The sequence below is a fragment of the Arthrobacter sp. 01T414 genome (genome assembly GCF_056398965.1).
This window is the reverse complement of the sequence record NZ_JBFTQK010000004.1, coordinates 131,344-146,737: the sequence shown is the minus strand read 5'-3', so window position 1 is coordinate 146,737 and position 15,394 is coordinate 131,344. Positions and strand designations below refer to the sequence as shown.

The 15,394-nt window shown below is 68.8% G+C and carries 13 protein-coding genes; 5 read left to right on the top strand and 8 right to left on the bottom strand.

Features of this window, described 5'->3' with window-relative positions:
• Positions 1-89: 89 nt before the first annotated feature.
• The 4 genes from AC1DK9_RS10735 to AC1DK9_RS10720 all read right to left on the bottom strand — a co-directional run bounded on the left by AC1DK9_RS10735 (position 90) and on the right by AC1DK9_RS10720 (position 5,428).
• Positions 90-1,265 (bottom strand): ABC transporter ATP-binding protein, encoded by a 1,176-nt coding sequence (locus AC1DK9_RS10735; protein ID WP_476861062.1) that lies wholly within the window; start codon positions 1,263-1,265, stop codon positions 90-92.
• Positions 1,262-2,854, bottom strand: a complete 1,593-nt coding sequence (locus AC1DK9_RS10730) for an ABC transporter permease (RefSeq protein ID WP_476861061.1) — start codon at positions 2,852-2,854, stop codon at positions 1,262-1,264. The genes AC1DK9_RS10735 and AC1DK9_RS10730 overlap by 4 nt, the downstream gene beginning before the upstream one ends.
• A gap of 3 nt (positions 2,855-2,857) precedes the next feature.
• A complete protein-coding gene (locus AC1DK9_RS10725) occupies positions 2,858-3,895 on the bottom strand; it encodes an iron ABC transporter substrate-binding protein (RefSeq protein ID WP_476861060.1) in 1,038 nt (345 codons plus the stop codon).
• Between the two features lie 165 nt (positions 3,896-4,060).
• The gene (locus AC1DK9_RS10720) at positions 4,061-5,428 is read right to left on the bottom strand and encodes a glycoside hydrolase family 76 protein (RefSeq protein WP_476915911.1); all 1,368 of its coding nucleotides are present in this window, start codon (positions 5,426-5,428) and stop codon (positions 4,061-4,063) included.
• 159 nt (positions 5,429-5,587) lie between these two features.
• On the opposite strand from AC1DK9_RS10720, the gene AC1DK9_RS10715 reads away from it, so the two are divergent.
• Positions 5,588-6,397 (top strand): SDR family NAD(P)-dependent oxidoreductase, encoded by an 810-nt coding sequence (locus AC1DK9_RS10715; protein ID WP_476915910.1) that lies wholly within the window; start codon positions 5,588-5,590, stop codon positions 6,395-6,397.
• On the top strand, positions 6,394-7,602 hold the full coding sequence (locus AC1DK9_RS10710) for an acyl-CoA dehydrogenase family protein (protein ID WP_476915909.1): 1,209 nt from the start codon (positions 6,394-6,396) through the stop codon (positions 7,600-7,602). The genes AC1DK9_RS10715 and AC1DK9_RS10710 overlap by 4 nt, the downstream gene beginning before the upstream one ends.
• Before the next feature lie 24 nt (positions 7,603-7,626).
• Here AC1DK9_RS10710 and AC1DK9_RS10705 read toward each other — a convergent pair whose 3' ends face one another.
• The 4 genes from AC1DK9_RS10705 to AC1DK9_RS10690 all read right to left on the bottom strand — a co-directional run bounded on the left by AC1DK9_RS10705 (position 7,627) and on the right by AC1DK9_RS10690 (position 10,855).
• On the bottom strand, positions 7,627-8,454 hold the full coding sequence (locus tag AC1DK9_RS10705) for a DUF1684 domain-containing protein (RefSeq protein WP_476915908.1): 828 nt from the start codon (positions 8,452-8,454) through the stop codon (positions 7,627-7,629).
• A 78-nt stretch (positions 8,455-8,532) separates the two neighbouring features.
• Entirely contained in the window at positions 8,533-9,180 is a 648-nt protein-coding gene (locus AC1DK9_RS10700) for a TetR/AcrR family transcriptional regulator (RefSeq protein WP_476915907.1), read from the bottom strand.
• 74 nt (positions 9,181-9,254) lie between these two features.
• A complete protein-coding gene (locus AC1DK9_RS10695) occupies positions 9,255-9,848 on the bottom strand; it encodes a TetR/AcrR family transcriptional regulator (RefSeq protein WP_476915906.1) in 594 nt (197 codons plus the stop codon).
• Complete coding sequence (locus AC1DK9_RS10690) at positions 9,845-10,855, bottom strand: aldo/keto reductase (protein WP_476915905.1); 1,011 nt, start codon at positions 10,853-10,855, stop codon at positions 9,845-9,847. Before AC1DK9_RS10690 ends, AC1DK9_RS10695 begins: the two co-directional genes overlap by 4 nt.
• Positions 10,856-11,023: 168 nt before the next feature.
• Between AC1DK9_RS10690 and AC1DK9_RS10685 the strand changes: the two genes are divergently transcribed.
• The 3 genes from AC1DK9_RS10685 (at position 11,024) to AC1DK9_RS10675 (ending at position 15,378) form a co-directional block, all read left to right on the top strand.
• The gene (locus tag AC1DK9_RS10685) at positions 11,024-11,704 is read left to right on the top strand and encodes an NADPH-dependent F420 reductase (protein ID WP_476915904.1); all 681 of its coding nucleotides are present in this window, start codon (positions 11,024-11,026) and stop codon (positions 11,702-11,704) included.
• Between the two features lie 232 nt (positions 11,705-11,936).
• Complete coding sequence (gene ppc / locus AC1DK9_RS10680; protein WP_476915903.1) at positions 11,937-14,756, top strand: phosphoenolpyruvate carboxylase; 2,820 nt, start codon at positions 11,937-11,939, stop codon at positions 14,754-14,756.
• Positions 14,757-15,072: 316 nt separating this feature from the next.
• Positions 15,073-15,378, top strand: a complete 306-nt coding sequence (locus AC1DK9_RS10675) for a hypothetical protein (protein ID WP_476861052.1) — start codon at positions 15,073-15,075, stop codon at positions 15,376-15,378.
• Positions 15,379-15,394: the final 16 nt, after the last annotated feature.

The window sequence follows — 15,394 nt, the reverse complement described above, 5'->3', positions numbered from 1 at the left end:
GCGGGTCCGGGCGGGGCCTAGGGCCGCCCGCGCGGCCGACCGCGTGCCAGGCTTGGGTCTGCCGCCCTGGAATGCCGCGCCGGCGGGGCTTAGCCCTCCGCGGTGTCTTCCATCGGGAAGGCTACGGCCTCACCTACGACCCGCAGGCACAGTTCGGTGCCGGGCCGGGCGATGGACGCGTTCCAGTGCCGGATGGTGATGATCTCGCCGCCGCCGGGGTAGCGGTGGTCGGCCACGGCGCCTTCGGCAAGGACCGGGGGCACCGCCAGCTTCAGCCGAACCGTGGTCTCCGGGCCGAAGTAGTCCGTGTCCACCACGGTGCCGCGGATGGGGCCGTCCTCGGCGATCCGGATCTGCTCGGGCCGGAGCATGAGCTGGACCCGGCCCTGCGCCGGGGGCCGGCGCACCGGGATGCCGCCCAGCGAGCAGGTGGCCAGGGAGCCCTCCATCCAGGCGTCGAGGATGACCGCGTCGCCCAGGAACTCTGCGGTGGCCCGGTCCGCGGGGCGGGTGTAGACCACGAACGGGTTGCCGATCTGCGCCAGCTTGCCGCCGCGCATCACCGCCACCTGGTCCGCGAAGGAGAGTGCCTCGGCCTGGTCGTGGGTGACCAGGATGGTGGTCACGCCGGCGTCGTGGAGCACCTTGCCGACGGCGCGGCGGGTGGCGACGCGGAGTCCGGCGTCGAGCGCGGAGAACGGCTCGTCCAGCAGCATGAGCTCGGGCTCACGGGCCAGGGCGCGGGCGAGGGCGACGCGCTGCTGCTGGCCGCCGGAGAGCTGGTGCGGGCGCCGCTTTGCCATGGCCGGGTCCAGTGCCACCATTTCGAGCAGCTCCGCGACACGGGCCTTGACGCCGCGGTGTCCGCCGGGCAGCTTGCCGGCGTCCAGCCCGAAGGAAATGTTCTGGCCCACGGTCAGGTGCGGGAAGAGGGCGCCGTCCTGGGCCACGTAGCCGACGTGGCGCTTGTGCGCGGGCACCCAGACGCCGTCGCCGGCCACCTTGCGGCCATCAAGGGAGATGCTTCCGGTGTCCGGGTGCTCGAAACCGGCGATCAGCCGCAGCAGTGTGGTCTTGCCGGAGCCGGAGGGCCCCACGATCGCCGTCGTGCCGCCCTTCGCGACGGAAAGGTTGACGCCCTTGAGGACGGCCTGGGAACCGAAGTTCTTGGTGACGGCCTCGACTTCCAGGTGGCTGTTGGTGCTGGGCGCCACGGAGGGTGCGATCCGTGGTTCCGGAAGCCGGGAGGGGTTTTGTTCGGTCACTGTCCCGCTGCTTTCTTGGACTGCTGGAAGAGGAGGTAGGTCATCGGTGCCGAGATCAGGATCATCAGCAAGGCATACGGCGCGGCGCCGGCGTAGTCGATCTCGCTGCTCTTGCTCCAGAACTCGGTGGCCAGCGTGCGGGTTCCATTGGGCGAGAGCAGCAGCGTGGCCGTCAGTTCGTTCACGATCCCCAGGAACACCAGGGCTGCGCCGCCGGCCGCGGCCGGGGCGGTGAGCCGCAGGGTGACGCGGAGGAACGCCAGCAGCGGCGGCTTGCCGAGGGCCTGGGCTGCTTCGTCGAGCTCCTTCGGCGCCTGCGAGAGCCCGGAGCGGAGGTTCACCAGCGCCCGCGGCACGAACAGCAGCACATAGGCGGCGATCAGCAGTGCGGTGGTCTGGTACAGGTCCGGTGCCATCCGGATGCTGACCGTGACGAAGGCCAGGCCCACGACGATCCCGGGCATGGAGCTGGTGACGTAGTTGGAGAGCTCCAGGGCCTTGCTGAACCAGCCGGGACGCCGCACGGCGAGGTACGCCATCGGGAACGCGATGACGGTGGTGGCCAGGGCGCCGGCCAGGCCGTAACCGAGCGTCTGCAGCAGCGCCGGCAGGAACTCCTCGGCGGCCCAGATGTCCGGTCCGCCGGCGAAGATCCAGCGCAGCACGAAGGTCAGCGGAAGGCCGAAGGCCAGCGCGGTCAAAGCCAGCAGCGACAGCTGCGCCGGCAGCTGGTAACCGCGCAACGGCAGGCGCAGGGCGCGGGCCTGCGCGCCGGAGCCCACCCGGGCGTAGCGGGCGGTGCCGCGGCTGCGGACCTCCACCAGGAGCAGGATCAGGCAGAGGAAGACCAGCACGCTGGCCAGCATGTTCCCGGCTGTCCCGTTGAAAGTGGACTGGTACTGGACCATGATCGCGGTGGTGAAGGTGTCGAAGCGGATCATCGCGAAGGCGCCGTACTCGGCCAGCAGGTGCAGCGAGACCAGCAGCGCGCCGCCGGTCATCGCGATCCGCAGCTGCGGCAGCACCACGCGGAAGAAGGCGCGCCACGCGCCCAGGCCCAGAGAGGCGGCGGACTGCTCGATCGCCGGGTCCAGGCGGCTCAGGGTCGCGGCCGCCGGGATGTAAACCAGCGGGAAGTAGGACAGCGTCGCGATCAGCACACCGGACCAGAGTCCGCCCATCGAGGGCACGGCGGAGACCCAGGCGTAGCTGTTGACGAAGGCCGGCACCGCGAGCGGCGCGGCCAGCAGCACAGCCCACCACTTGTGGCCTTTGAGGCTGGTGCGTTCAACCAGCCACGCGCCGCCCACCCCGAGGACCAGGCAGAGCGGCACGGTGACCAGGGTGAGCAGCACGGTGTTGAGCAGCAGTTCGCCTACCCGGGCGCGGAAAATCAGGCCCACCGCGGTGTCCCAGCCGGTGGCGACCGTCATGTATGCCACGTAGCCGAGCGGAATCAGCGAAAAGAGGGCTATCAGGACGGCCAGGATCGCCACCACGGACACGCCGAAAGGCGGGCGGGGGCGCTTGCCCCTGCCCGCCGTCGTCGTGCTTCCGGTGGTTCCGGGAGCCGTTAGCGTTTTTGTCACTGCCTAGAGCAGTCCCGCCTTGGTCATCAGCTCGGTGACCTTGGCGGAGTTCAGCTTGGCCGGATCGACCTTGGGTGCCTGCAGTTCCTTGAGCGGAACCAGCTTGTCGTTGGACGGGACGTCCGAGCCGACCGCGTACTCGAAGGACGTGCCCTTCTGCAGCACCTCCTGGCCCTTCTTGCCGGTGATGAACTTCAGGAAGGCCTGGGCCGCGGCCGCGTTCTTCGAGGACTTGAGCACGCCGCCGCCGGAGACGGACACGAACGCGCCGGGATCCTGGTTCTTGAAGTAGTACGGCGTGACGTTCTTGGAGTTTTCGCCGGTCTTGGCCTGGTCGCCGTAGTAGTAGTAGTGGTAGATCAGGGCGGCATCCACCTCGCCGGCGTTGACCGCCTTCATGGCCGTGCTGTTGCCCTTGTACGCCTTGTAGTTCTCCTTCATGCCCTTGAGCCATTCCTCAGTGGCGGCCTCGCCCTTGAGTTCCAGCAGGGCGGAGACGATCGCCTGGAAGTCGGCGCCGGAGGGCGACGCCGCCCACTTGCCCTTCCACTCCGGCTTGGCCAGATCCAGCATGGACTTGGGCAGCTTGTCCTGGCTCAGCTTGGCCTTGTCGTAGACCAGCACGGTGGAGCGGGCGGCGATGCCGGTCCACTTGTTGGTGGAGGGGCGGAAGGCGGCGGGAACCTGGTCCACGGTGGCCTTGTCAACGTCCGCGAACAACCCGGCGTTTTCCACCTGGGCCATGGCGGGGGAGTTCTCGGTGAGGAACACGTCGGCGCGGGATGCCGCGCCTTCCTGGACGATCTGGTTGGACATCTCGGTGTCGTCGCCCTGGCGCAGGGTGACCTTGATACCGGTCTCCGCGGTGAAGGCGTCCACCCATTCCTTGGTGAGTGATTCGTGCTGGGCGTTGTAGACCGTGATCTCGCCGGCGGGCTTGCCGTCGGCTCCGGTAGTGCTGCCGGAGCCACAGGCTGCGAGGCTGAGTGCGGCGGTCGCGGCCAGGGCGATGCCCGCCAGCGCGTTGTTGCGGATCTTCATGAGGCTACTTTCTGCAAGGAAAAGGTCGTAGGTGCCTAACCTCCGTGAGCGGGGAAGTTAGGGCATGCTCACTACGAAAAACTGTAGGTTAGCCAAACCTAAGCAACCAAGCCGAAAGCGTCTTAAGTGAGTAGGATCACACGAATTACGAAACTATTGCGTGACCTAATTCCCCGTGGGATTGTTCGGGCCCGGTGCAGCAGCTTCCACGGCACCGCCCTCGCGGGTGGCTTCGGCGCCGGTCCCTGCCTCTTCAGTACCGGCCACGTCGGCCTCTTCGGCGCCGGCCGCGCCGTCGGCTGCGCTTGCTCCGGCTGCGCCATCGGCCGGCTTCCCGACGGCGGGCAGCTTGCCGGCGATGGACGCGGCCGCTTCGAGCACCATCCATGCCTGCAGCTGCGTGGACAGTTCGACGACGGACCCCGCCGGGTAGGTCCGTCGCGCCGGCAGTTCCGGACGGGCCGAGAAGACGAGCCGGGCATCCTTGCGCGCCAACGGCTCCTGCGCGGCGACCAGCCGGCGGCCTTCCCAGAAGGCCTCCGCGGTGTCCGTCACCAGCAGGGCAGCTTCGGCCCGGGTCTCGGGGGAAAGCCGTTCGTCGACGGCGGCCAGGGCCAGGTAGCGGACGAGGACCCCGGTGAACAGTCCGCCGTCGCCGGTCCCCTCCGACCGGAGCACCGTGCCCTTGCGCCCCAGCAGCGGCGCCTGGACGGTGAGGTTGCGACCGACGGCGGCCACCAGCGCGGCTGCCCGTTCCAGGTTCGCCTCGCCGCCGAGCTCCAGCAGTGCGCCCAGGACCGGGCCCTGGTTGTAGGTGTAGATGGCGCTTTCCAGCACGAGCTCGCCGCCCGGAGCGATCCGGAGACCGTCCCGGTACATGCCCTGTTCCGGGTCGTAGAGCTTGGCGTCCAGCCAGTCGAGCAGGGCCTGGGCCTTGGCCGCCTGCCCGGTCCGGGCGTAGTACAAGGCCACCGGGGCCGTCGCCGGAGTGTTCTTGAAATCGCGCTTCTTGCTCCAGAACGTGCCGCCGCCCAGGTCGTCGGTCGAGGCCGAGTCGAACTGGAGGGTGAGGCTCTTGAGGACCTTGGCATTGCGGCGCCGGCCGGAGGTCTTGCGGGAGTCCTCGGCGAGTGTTTCCAGCCGGAGGGTGGCGAGGGCCAGCCATGCCATGTCGTCGAAGTAGCTGTTCACCACGGTGAGGAAGTTGCGCAGCCGGATGCCGGTGACCAGGCGGGACGCCAGCCTGCCGGCGCTGGGCAGGTTGTCGCCGTCGAACTTGGCCGGAGTGTGGCCATCGGCGCCGAGTTCGCGGCGGCCGGTGTCCACCAGGCAGTCGACATAGTGGGCCTGCCACCAGTAGTGCCAGGGCCGGCCCAGATTCTTGATCCGGCCGGAGGGGCGGGAGATCGCGGCGATGTGGGTGCCGGGCAGGAAGAAGAGTCGCTGCCCGAACAGCCTGGTCACCGAACGTGCGGCCTCATCGGCGCGGAAAGACCAGTTCGGGGCGGGGGAGTGGGCAGCTGCTGCGGTCATGGACCAAGCCTAGTGGCGGCCGCGGCCCCGGCGCGGAATCTCGGGTCCGAGGTGCGCAATGTTGGCATTCCAGTTAACGTGTACTAACTAATGTTCCCTGGTGCCGGTGGGCTGCGCGCAGTCCACGGCCGGGTTGCGGTTCCACATCAAGGAGGATGCATGGACGTCATGGGTACTGTCGCGCTGATTACGGGCGGCGCGTCCGGGCTGGGGGCCGCGACGGCCCGGCGGCTGTTCGCTGAGGGAGCCTCCGTGGTGCTGGTGGATCTGCCCGCATCGGCGGGAGATGCCCTGGTCGCGGAGCTGAACGCATCAGCCGGCGGCGGCGCCCCGGAACCGGCCAACCGCGCCGTCTTTGTCCCCGCGGACGTCACCAGCGAGGAGCAGGTGCAGGCCGCCGTCGACGCCGCCGTCGCCCTCGGGCCGCTGCGGATCGTGGTCAACTGCGCCGGCATCGCCACGCCGGGCAAGGTGCTGGGCCGGGACGGTGTGCTTCCGCTGGAGACCTTCAGCCGCGTCATCCAGATCAACCTCATCGGCACCTTCAACGTCATCCGGCTGGCCGCCGCGGCAATGGCCGCCACCGAGCCGGTCTCCACCGAACTGGGCGGACCGGAGCGCGGCGTCATCATCAACACCGCGTCCGTGGCCGCCTTCGACGGGCAGATCGGACAGCCGGCCTACTCGGCTTCCAAGGGCGCCGTCGCCGCCATGACCCTGCCGATCGCCCGCGAACTGGCGCGCTCGCTGGTCCGCGTCGTCACGATCGCGCCCGGCATCTTCGAGACCCCCATGATGGCGGGACTGCCGCAGGAAGCGCAGGACTCCCTCGGTGCGCAGGTGCCGCACCCGTCCCGGCTGGGCCGCCCCGCGGAATACGCGAACCTCGCCGCGCACATCGTCGAAAACGCCATGCTCAACGGCGAGACCATCCGGCTCGACGGTGCCATCCGGATGGGACCGAAGTGACCCTCGCCCCGGAGGCCTCTGAGTCTTTGCTCGCCGGGCTGCCGTCCGGTGACTTCTTCGACTTTGAGTCGCTGCTTAACGCCGCCGAGCAGGCCAAGCTGGCCGAGCTCCGCGATTTCCTGGCCCGTGAGGTGGCGCCGTTCGCCACCCAGTGGTGGAACGGCGCCGAGTTCCCGGCGCACATCCTGCCCAAGCTCGCGGCCCTGGAGCTCAGCGCCCCGGCCCAACGCGGTTACAGCAACCTGTTCGCCGGCCTGGTCATCGCCGAGATGACCCGGGTGGACACCTCTCTGGCTACGTTCTTCCTGGTCCACCACGACCTGTTTGTGGAATCGCTCTACGGTTTTGGCTCCGAGGAACAAAAGACCAGGCTGCTGGCGGATGCCGCGGCCCTGCGCACCACCGGCGCCTTCGCACTGACCGAGCCGGAGCACGGCTCGGACGTCGCCGGCGGGATGGAAACGACCGCGCGGCGCGTGTCCGGCGGGGATGCCGGCGACCACTGGGTGCTCAACGGCGCCAAGCGCTGGATCGGCAACGGCACGTTCTGCGACTACATGTTGGTCTGGGCCCGCGACGAGGCCGACGGCGGCATCCGCGGTTTCATCGTCGACGCCACTTTGCCGGGCGTGCGCCGCAGCAGGATCGAGAACAAGATCGCGCTGCGGACCGTGCAGAACGCCGACATCGTCTTCACCGACGTTCGGGTGGCCGAAGCGGACCGCTTCGCCGGGATCAACAGCTTCGAGGACACCAACGAACTGCTCCGCGGTTCGCGGATCATGGTCGCCTGGCAGGGCGTGGGGCAACAGCTGGCCGCGTTCGACGTCGCCCGGCAGTACGCCGTCGAACGCCGGCAGTTCGGGCGGCCGCTGGCGAAGTTCCAGCTGGTCCAGCAGCAGCTCGTGACGATGCTCGGGAACGCCGTGGCGAGCATGGGCATGATGGTCCGGATTGCCCAGCTGCAGGATGCGGACGCGGCGGACATGCCCCAAGTGGCCCTGGCGAAGTCCTACGTGAGCGCCAGGATGCGGGAAACCGTGGCGATGGGCCGGTCCCTGCTCGGCGGCAACGGGATCGTCACCGATTACCGGATGGCCAAGATTTTCGCCGACGCCGAGGCTATCTACACCTACGAGGGCTCGTACGAGATCAATACCCTGATCGCGGGCCGCGCCGTGACCGGGGTGTCCGCGATCGTGTAGCCTCACCCTTGCTCCCTTGCGGGGTCAGGCGAAGGGCTGCTTCTCGCCGGCTTCGATCCGGTAGTCCAGGCTGTTGTTCTTCACCGGCATGGGGCAGGTGCCGTACGGGGTGAACGCGCTGGGGTAGTTGATCGCCCGGTTGAAGTCCAGGACCACCGTGCCGTCCGGCCTGGGCCGGGCCGTGGAGACCTTGCGCCACTCGTCGGTCGTTTCTCCGTTGGTCTCGTCGTGGAACGTCACCGTCAAGGCCCCGAGCTTTTCCTCCTCGGCTTGCAGGCGGCACTCATGCGCCTGGCCGGGAAGCCGGAACACGAGCTCGCCGACGGAGCGGTGTACGCCGTCAACCAGCGGGTTGGCGGTGCCGATGGGTACGTCCACGGGCTCAGGGTACGGTATGAACCGGGCCTCGACCACAAGGTCTGGCCGGTAATCAAAGGTGGGAACGCCGTCGAATCCGGTGAACACCGGCGACTTTGAGTCCCGGGTGCGCAGCGCGTACTTGTTGGCCCGCATGGCGAGCTCCACCCTGACCTGCCGGCCGTCGTCCCCGCCGAACTGGACCCACAGCAGCGACTCCTCATTGGCCAGCGCCGCGCTGATGGTCCCATCAACGGGCTCGCCCGTCTCCACCAGCGTCAGCCCGTCTGCCGCGGCGGCGGTGAGGAACGCCGTCGTGCCGTCGCTGGACCACAGGCCCGGCACGAGGTCCACGGCAGCCGGGCTGTCCGGGAGCCACTGGAACGACGTCAGGGTGAGCCAGCCGTACTCGCTGGCCAGGGCTGTATTGCGGCTGTTCCGGAAGCGCTGCCAGCGGGCCAGCTGCGGATCGGCGGGGGAAATGTTGGTGGTCAAGGCAACCTCCAGGAGTGTCAGCCCAACTAGCTCGCAGTTGTTGTCGTTCTGAGCGCTCAAAACGACAACAACTGTCTGTCAGTTGGGGGTTGGCGGGTTTGTCAGGGCGGCCGCCACCAGCTGGGCCGCCGTGCTGCGGGCGGCGGCGGCAGCGGCGGGGTCGGCGTCGAGCACCCCGCTGGCCAGTCCGCCGTCGAGGACCAGGGTCAGGCTCCGGGCCAGGCCTTCAGGGTCCCTGGCGCCGGCCTTGTCCGCCAGCTCGCGGATCCAGGCAAGGATGTGCTGCTTGTGGGCGACCGTCCGCTCATGGACCCGGGTGCCGGAGGCCGACTCGGCCGCGGCGTTGATGAAGGCGCAGCCGCGGTAGCCGTCGCGGCGGCAGGCCGTGGAAAGCGCATCGAAGAGAGCCACCAACTGCTCGGCGGGATCGGTCCCGGCAGCTTCGGCGGCGGCGTGCAGTTGCCCGGTCCAGACCCCGTCGACCTGCTCTAGGTAGGCCAGGATCAGGTCATCCTTGGCCGGGAAGTACTTGTAGAAAGTGGCCTTCGCGACGCCGGATTCGGCGATGATCGTATCGATGCCGGCCGCCCTGAGGCCCTGGGCGTAGAAGAGCCGGAAGGCCGTGGCCAGGATCTTGTCCTTGGCCTGCCCTGCCGGCGTCCGGACAGTCCGCGGCCCGGCGGCGGCGGGTGCGGGGGCTGGTGCGGTGGCTGCTTGCGGCGTCATAGCTTCATGGTACACAGACCAGTCTGTCCGGTGGGCCCGAGCTGCAGCCGGACCACAGCCGGACTAGCCCCGGGTTACGCCCGGACGCTCAAGCCCTGGATAAGCAGTTTCCAGACCTCGACGAGGTCGTCCTGAATGGCAGGGTCCTGCCATTCCGCGGCATGCAGCGGGTGGTGGAAGCGCGCCGTGGCGTGCAGCACAGCCCGGCCAGCCGTCACCGGGTCCGCCGCTGCGAACTCGCCGGCAGCGACGCCGTCGGCGACAATCTCGGTGAGCTGCGCGGCGAGGTGGTCGACGTGCTCGGCCGCGACTTCCCGGGCCTCCGTGGTCAGCTGGCTGAACGTCGCAAACAGTTCAGGGTCCTTGAGCGCCATTCCGTGCTTAATGGCCGCCAGCCGCTGCAGCCAGCGCAGCATCCGCTGGGCGGCAGGCCCTTCCATGTCGGCCGTCGGGGCCAGCGGCTCGGCGATCCGGGCGAGCCAGCGGCGCGCGACCGCATCGCGCAGGGCCAGCTTGTTCGGGAAATGCCGGTACACGCTGCCGTGGCTGACGCCCAGGGCCTTGGCGACGTCGACCACGGTCGCCTTCGCCGGGCCGTAGCGGCGCAGCACGTCCTCGGCGGCTTCCAGGATGCGTCCCTCGGTCAGGACGCCGGCAGTCTGCGTCACCGGCGCTCGCTGTCGAGCATGGCCATCTGGCCGGCGTCGTACCGGGTGCCTGCGACGGCCTCGGCCGGAACTGCGGCCTCGATATCCGCGACGTCCTGCGGGGACAGCGCTACGGATGCGGCGTCAAGGGATTCAGCCAGGCGGTCGCGGCGGCGGGCGCCGACCAGCGGGATGACGTCTTCGCCGCGGGACAGGACCCAGGCGATGGCGAGCTGGGCGACGGTTGCGCCCCTGCTGTCCGCGATGGCGCGGAGCCGTTCCACGAGCTCGAGGTTGCGCTGCAGGTTCTCGCCGGTGAAGCGCGGCAGGTGGGCGCGGAAGTCGCGCCCGCCGCCGTCGGGAGACCAGTGGCCCGAGAGGAGGCCGCGGGAAAGGACGCCGTAGGCGGTGATGCCGATGCCGAGGTCGCGGGCCGTCGGCAGGATGTCCTGTTCGATGCCGCGGGAAACCAGCGAGTACTCGATCTGCAGGTCGGAGACGGGGTGGACCGCGTGGGCGCGGCGGAGGGTATCGGCGCCGACTTCGGACAGGCCGATCTGGCGTATGTAACCCTGCTTCACCAACTCGGCGAGGGTGCCCATGGTCTCTTCCAGCGGCACCTTGGGGTCCAGCCGGGCCGGGCGGTAGATGTCGACGTAGTCCGTGCCGAGCCGGCGGAGGGTGTAGGCCAGGAAATTCTTGATTGCGGCGGGGCTGCTGTCCACACCATTCCAGCCGCCGGCTGCGTCGCGCAGCACCCCGAATTTCACGCTGATCAGGGCGTTCTCCCGGCGGTGTCCGCGGAGCGCGTCGCGGAGCAGGAGTTCGTTGTGCCCCATGCCGTAAAAGTCACCGGTATCGAGCAGGGTGACGCCTGCCTCGAGTGCCGCCTGGATGGTGGCAATACTCTCGGCGTCGTCGGCCGGGCCGTAGAGGTCGGACATGCCCATCAGTCCGAGGCCGATGGGGGCGGTGCGGGGGCCGGTGCGGCCCAGCGTGCGGGTGGGGCTGAGCAGTGGAGAGGTCATGGGAAGACAATACAACAATCAACTGACAGATTTCAATATTTGTCAGCCACCATGCCTTCTCGATGAGTGCTTGCTGTAGACAGTTCTGTCTGGTAGCGTCTCGCCCAGCGGTAGACGAACTTGTCTACCCCCGGCATCCGACGAAACTCTTTCCCGAATGAGGTCCCCATGAAAATTGCAGTGTTTGGTACAGGCACGGTCGGCCCCGCCGTCGCGGGCGCCCTGGCAAAGCTCGGCCATGACGTCGTCCTCGGCACCCGCGACCCGCAGGCCACGCTGGCCCGGACCGAGGCGGGACCGATGGGCGGCGTCCCGTTCTCCCAGTGGCACGCGGAGCACGGCGACATTACGCTGACCACCTTCGCCGTGGCCGCGGCCGGCAGCGAGATCGTTGTCAACGCCACCAACGGCAACGGTTCCCTGGATGCGCTGAACGCCGCCGGCGCCGACAACCTGGCCGGCAAGGTCATCGTTGACATCGCCAACCCGCTCGACTTCTCCCAGGGCTTCCCGCCGTCGTTGAACCCGGTGAACACGGACAGCCTTGGCGAGCAGATCCAGCGCGCCTTCCCGGCCGCGCGGGTGGTCAAGACGCTCAACACGATGAACGCCGGCGTCATGGTTGACCCGGCCAGCGTGGCTGGCGGCGACCACTCGGTGTTCGTCTCCGGTAACGACGCCGACGCCAAGACGGTGGTGGCAGGGCTGCTGGCTGACCTCGGCCACCGCGACATCATCGACCTCGGCGACATCACCACGGCCCGCGGCACCGAGATGCTCCTGCCCATCTGGCTGCGGCTCTGGGGCGCCTTCGGCAACGCGGACTTCAATTTCAAGATTGCCCGCTAAACGGCGCCGCGGCCCGCCCAACTGACTCGCAGTTGTTGTCGTTTTCAGCCCTGGAAACGACAACAACTGCGAGCTACTTCGGTGGAGCCGCGACCACCAAGGGGCCGGACACTATCTGAGACGAATTCCCCGCGCGGGCGTGAGCCGGGTAACATCCCATGGGTACAAGTAACCCGGCTCACAGTATCCAGCGCAGTGTACGAGCCAAGTCGAACCCTCGAAAGATGTTTCCATGGCTGACACTGCACTGACCTCCGGCACGGACCTCGCCGCCGAACTGCGCGCCGACGTCCGCCGGGTTTCCACCCTCCTCGGCGAATCCCTCGTCCGCCAGCACGGCCCCGAACTCCTCGACCTCGTGGAGCAGGTGCGGCTGCTGACCAAGGAATCGAAGGAGGCGGCCCGCGGCGGCGCCGACGCCACCGGGCCGTGGAGCTCGTACGACGTCGTCGCCCAAGTCCGCGAACTGCTCGGCTCGCTGCCGCTTGAGCAGGCGACCGACCTGGTCCGCGCCTTCGCCTTCTACTTCCACCTGGCCAATGCCGCCGAGCAGGTCCACCGGGTGCGCGGGCTGCGCAACCGGCAGGAAAAGGACGGCTGGCTGGCCAAGGCCGTCGAGGAGATCGCGGAACAAGCCGGATCCGGCGTGCTGCAGGACGTCGTGGATGAACTCGACGTCCGTCCCATCTTCACCGCGCACCCCACCGAGGCCTCCCGCCGCTCGGTCCTGGACAAAATCCGCCGGCTCTCCGACGTGCTGGCCGAATCCACCCGGGAAGGCACCACGGCCCGGCGGCGCCAGGACCGGCAGCTGGCCGAGGTGATCGACCAGATGTGGCAGACGGACGAGCTCCGCCAGGTCCGGCCCACCCCGGTGGACGAGGCCCGGAACGCGATCTACTACCTCACCGGGATCCTCACCGACGCCATGCCGGAGATGCTCTCGGACCTTTCCGACCTCCTCGGCGAGCACGGCGTCGCGCTCCCGGTCACGAAGGCGCCGATCCGGTTCGGCTCCTGGATCGGCGGGGACCGGGACGGAAACCCCAACGTCACCGCCGGGGTCACGCGCGAAATCCTCCAGATCCAGAACCAGCACGCCGTCCGGATCAGCATCGGCCTGATCGACGGGCTAATTTCCATCCTGTCCAACTCGACGGCGCTGGCGGGGGCCGACCAGCCGCTGCTGGACTCGATCGACGTCGACCTTGCCAACCTCCCGGGCCTGGACCGCCGCGTCCTGGAGCTCAATGCCCAGGAGCCCTACCGGCTCAAGCTCACCTGCATCAAGGCCAAGCTGCTCAACACCGGCCGCCGGGTCGCCGCCGGTTCGGCCCACGAACCGGGCCGCGATTACGCCGCCACCGCGGAGCTGCTGGCCGAACTTGGCCTGCTCGAGGCATCGCTGCGCAACCACCACGCCGGCCTCGCCGCCGACGGCGCACTCGCCCGGGTCCGGCGCGCCATCGCCTCCTTCGGGCTGCACCTCGCCACCTTGGACATCCGCGAACACGCCGACTACCACCACGACGCCGTCGGGCAGCTGATGGACCGCCTTGGCGGGCCGGGTGTGCGGTACGCCGAACTGAGCCGCGCCGAGCGGCTTGAGGTGCTGGGCTCCGAGCTCGCATCCCGCCGACCGCTCTCCGGCCACCCGATCAAGCTCGACGGCGCCGCGGACGGCACGTACGACGTGTTCCGCGAGATCCGGCGGGCCTTGCGCACCTACGGCCCTGACGTGATCGAGACGTACATCATTTCGATGACGCGCGGCGCGGACGACGTCCTTGCCGCGGCCGTGCTGGCCCGCGAGGCCGGCCTGGTGAACCTGTTCGGCGAGGCGCCCTACGCCAAAATCGGCTTCGCGCCGCTGCTGGAAACCGTGGAGGAGCTGCGGGCCTCGGCCGAGATCGTGGACGCGTTGCTCTCGGATGCGTCGTACCGCGAGCTGGTCCGGCTGCGGGGGGACGTGCAGGAAATCATGCTCGGCTACTCGGACTCCAACAAGGAATCCGGCGTGATGACGAGCCAGTGGGAGATCCACAAGACACAGCGCAAACTGCGCGATGTCGCGGCCAAGCACGGTGTCCGGGTGCGGCTCTTCCACGGCCGCGGCGGGTCCGTGGGCCGCGGCGGCGGGCCCACCTACGACGCGATCATGGCCCAGCCCAACGGCGTGCTCGAGGGTGAGATCAAGTTCACCGAACAGGGCGAAGTCATCTCGGACAAGTACTCGCTGCCCGAGCTCGCCCGCGAGAACCTGGAACTCTCCCTTGCCGCGGTGCTGCAAGGCTCGGCCCTGCACCGCACTCCGCGCACCTCCGAGGACCAGCGCGAGCGCTACGGCCACGTCATGGAGACCATCTCCGACGCGGCATTCGCCCGCTACCGGACCCTCATCGACGATCCGGACCTGCCGGCGTACTTCATGGCGTCCACCCCGGTGGAGCAGCTGGGCTCGTTGAACATCGGCTCCCGGCCGTCCAAGCGCCCCGATTCCGGCGCGGGGCTTGAGGGCCTGCGGGCGATTCCGTGGGTGTTCGGCTGGACCCAGTCGCGGCAGATCGTGCCGGGCTGGTTCGGCGTCGGCTCCGGTCTCAAGGCCGCGCGCGAGGCAGGCAACTCGGCCCAGCTCGTGGAGATGATGGACGGCTGGCACTTCTTCCGCTCGGTGCTCTCCAACGTTGAAATGACGCTCGCGAAGACGGACATGGACATTGCCGGGTACTACGTCTCGACCCTGGTTCCGGCCGAGCTGCACCACCTGTTCCACGCCATCCGCGCCGAGTATGAGCTGACCGTGGCCGAGATCCAGACCCTCACGGGCGAGGACCTGCTGCTCGACGCCCAGCCCACACTCAAGCGCTCACTCGAGATCCGCGACCAGTACCTCGACCCGATCAGCTACCTGCAGGTGGAGCTGCTGCGCCGAGTCCGGGCCGAGGCCGCCGCCGGGGAGGGCATGGCCAACGCCGAGATCGACGAACGCCTCCAGCGCGCCATGCTGATCACCGTCAACGGCGTCGCAGCGGGCCTGCGCAACACCGGGTAGCCCATTCCGATCCTCCCTCAGGTGTGGCGGGTTTTTTCGGGACGATCCCTCAGATGTGGCGGGTTTTTCCGGGACGCTCCCTCAGGTGTGGTGGGTTTTTGCGGGACGCTCCCTCAGATGTGGCGGGTTTTTCCGGAACGCTCCCTCAGGTGTGGCGGAAAGTTCTCCTGCGTACAACCGGATCTGAGGGAGCGTCGGTGCTGGAGCGGCCGGATCTGAGGGAGCGTCGGCGTGAGGGCGGCCGGATCTGAGGAAGCATCGGTGTGAGGGCCGCCGGATCTGAGGGAGCGTCATTAGGGGCGGATAGGGTTGTTGCATGCCGTCGTTCCAGACCAGACTCAAGATCACCGGGCTCAAGCCGGGCAACCCGCCGGAGGCCGTGATGGAGGCGGCCGTGGAGGCGCTCGGGACGCGGCACCATGTGGAGTCCAATCAGCTGGAGCTCGCTGGCGGCGTCCCGCAGTTGAACCTGCGCTTCCTGGTGGACGCCACGGCCTATGCCGCGGAAAACAGCCAGGCGCTGGAGTCGGCCGCCATGATGCGCGACGCCGTCGAACGCGTCGCGGTGACCGGGACGCTGACCGTGCTGCGGCGGAACCGGGGCCGCTGGGCGCCGGTCTAGCCGTAACGGCGGGCCC

Coding starts and splice junctions, on each gene's coding strand:
- AC1DK9_RS10675 (WP_476861052.1), top strand. CDS start 15,073: ATGCCGTCGTTCCAGACCAGACTCAAGATCACCGGGCTCAAGCCGGGC.
- ppc (WP_476915903.1), top strand. CDS start 11,937: ATGGCTGACACTGCACTGACCTCCGGCACGGACCTCGCCGCCGAACTG.
- AC1DK9_RS10715 (WP_476915910.1), top strand. CDS start 5,588: ATGGACGTCATGGGTACTGTCGCGCTGATTACGGGCGGCGCGTCCGGG.
- AC1DK9_RS10690 (WP_476915905.1), bottom strand. CDS start 10,855: ATGACCTCTCCACTGCTCAGCCCCACCCGCACGCTGGGCCGCACCGGC.
- AC1DK9_RS10700 (WP_476915907.1), bottom strand. CDS start 9,180: ATGACGCCGCAAGCAGCCACCGCACCAGCCCCCGCACCCGCCGCCGCC.
- AC1DK9_RS10725 (WP_476861060.1), bottom strand. CDS start 3,895: ATGAAGATCCGCAACAACGCGCTGGCGGGCATCGCCCTGGCCGCGACC.
- AC1DK9_RS10720 (WP_476915911.1), bottom strand. CDS start 5,428: ATGACCGCAGCAGCTGCCCACTCCCCCGCCCCGAACTGGTCTTTCCGC.
- AC1DK9_RS10685 (WP_476915904.1), top strand. CDS start 11,024: ATGAAAATTGCAGTGTTTGGTACAGGCACGGTCGGCCCCGCCGTCGCG.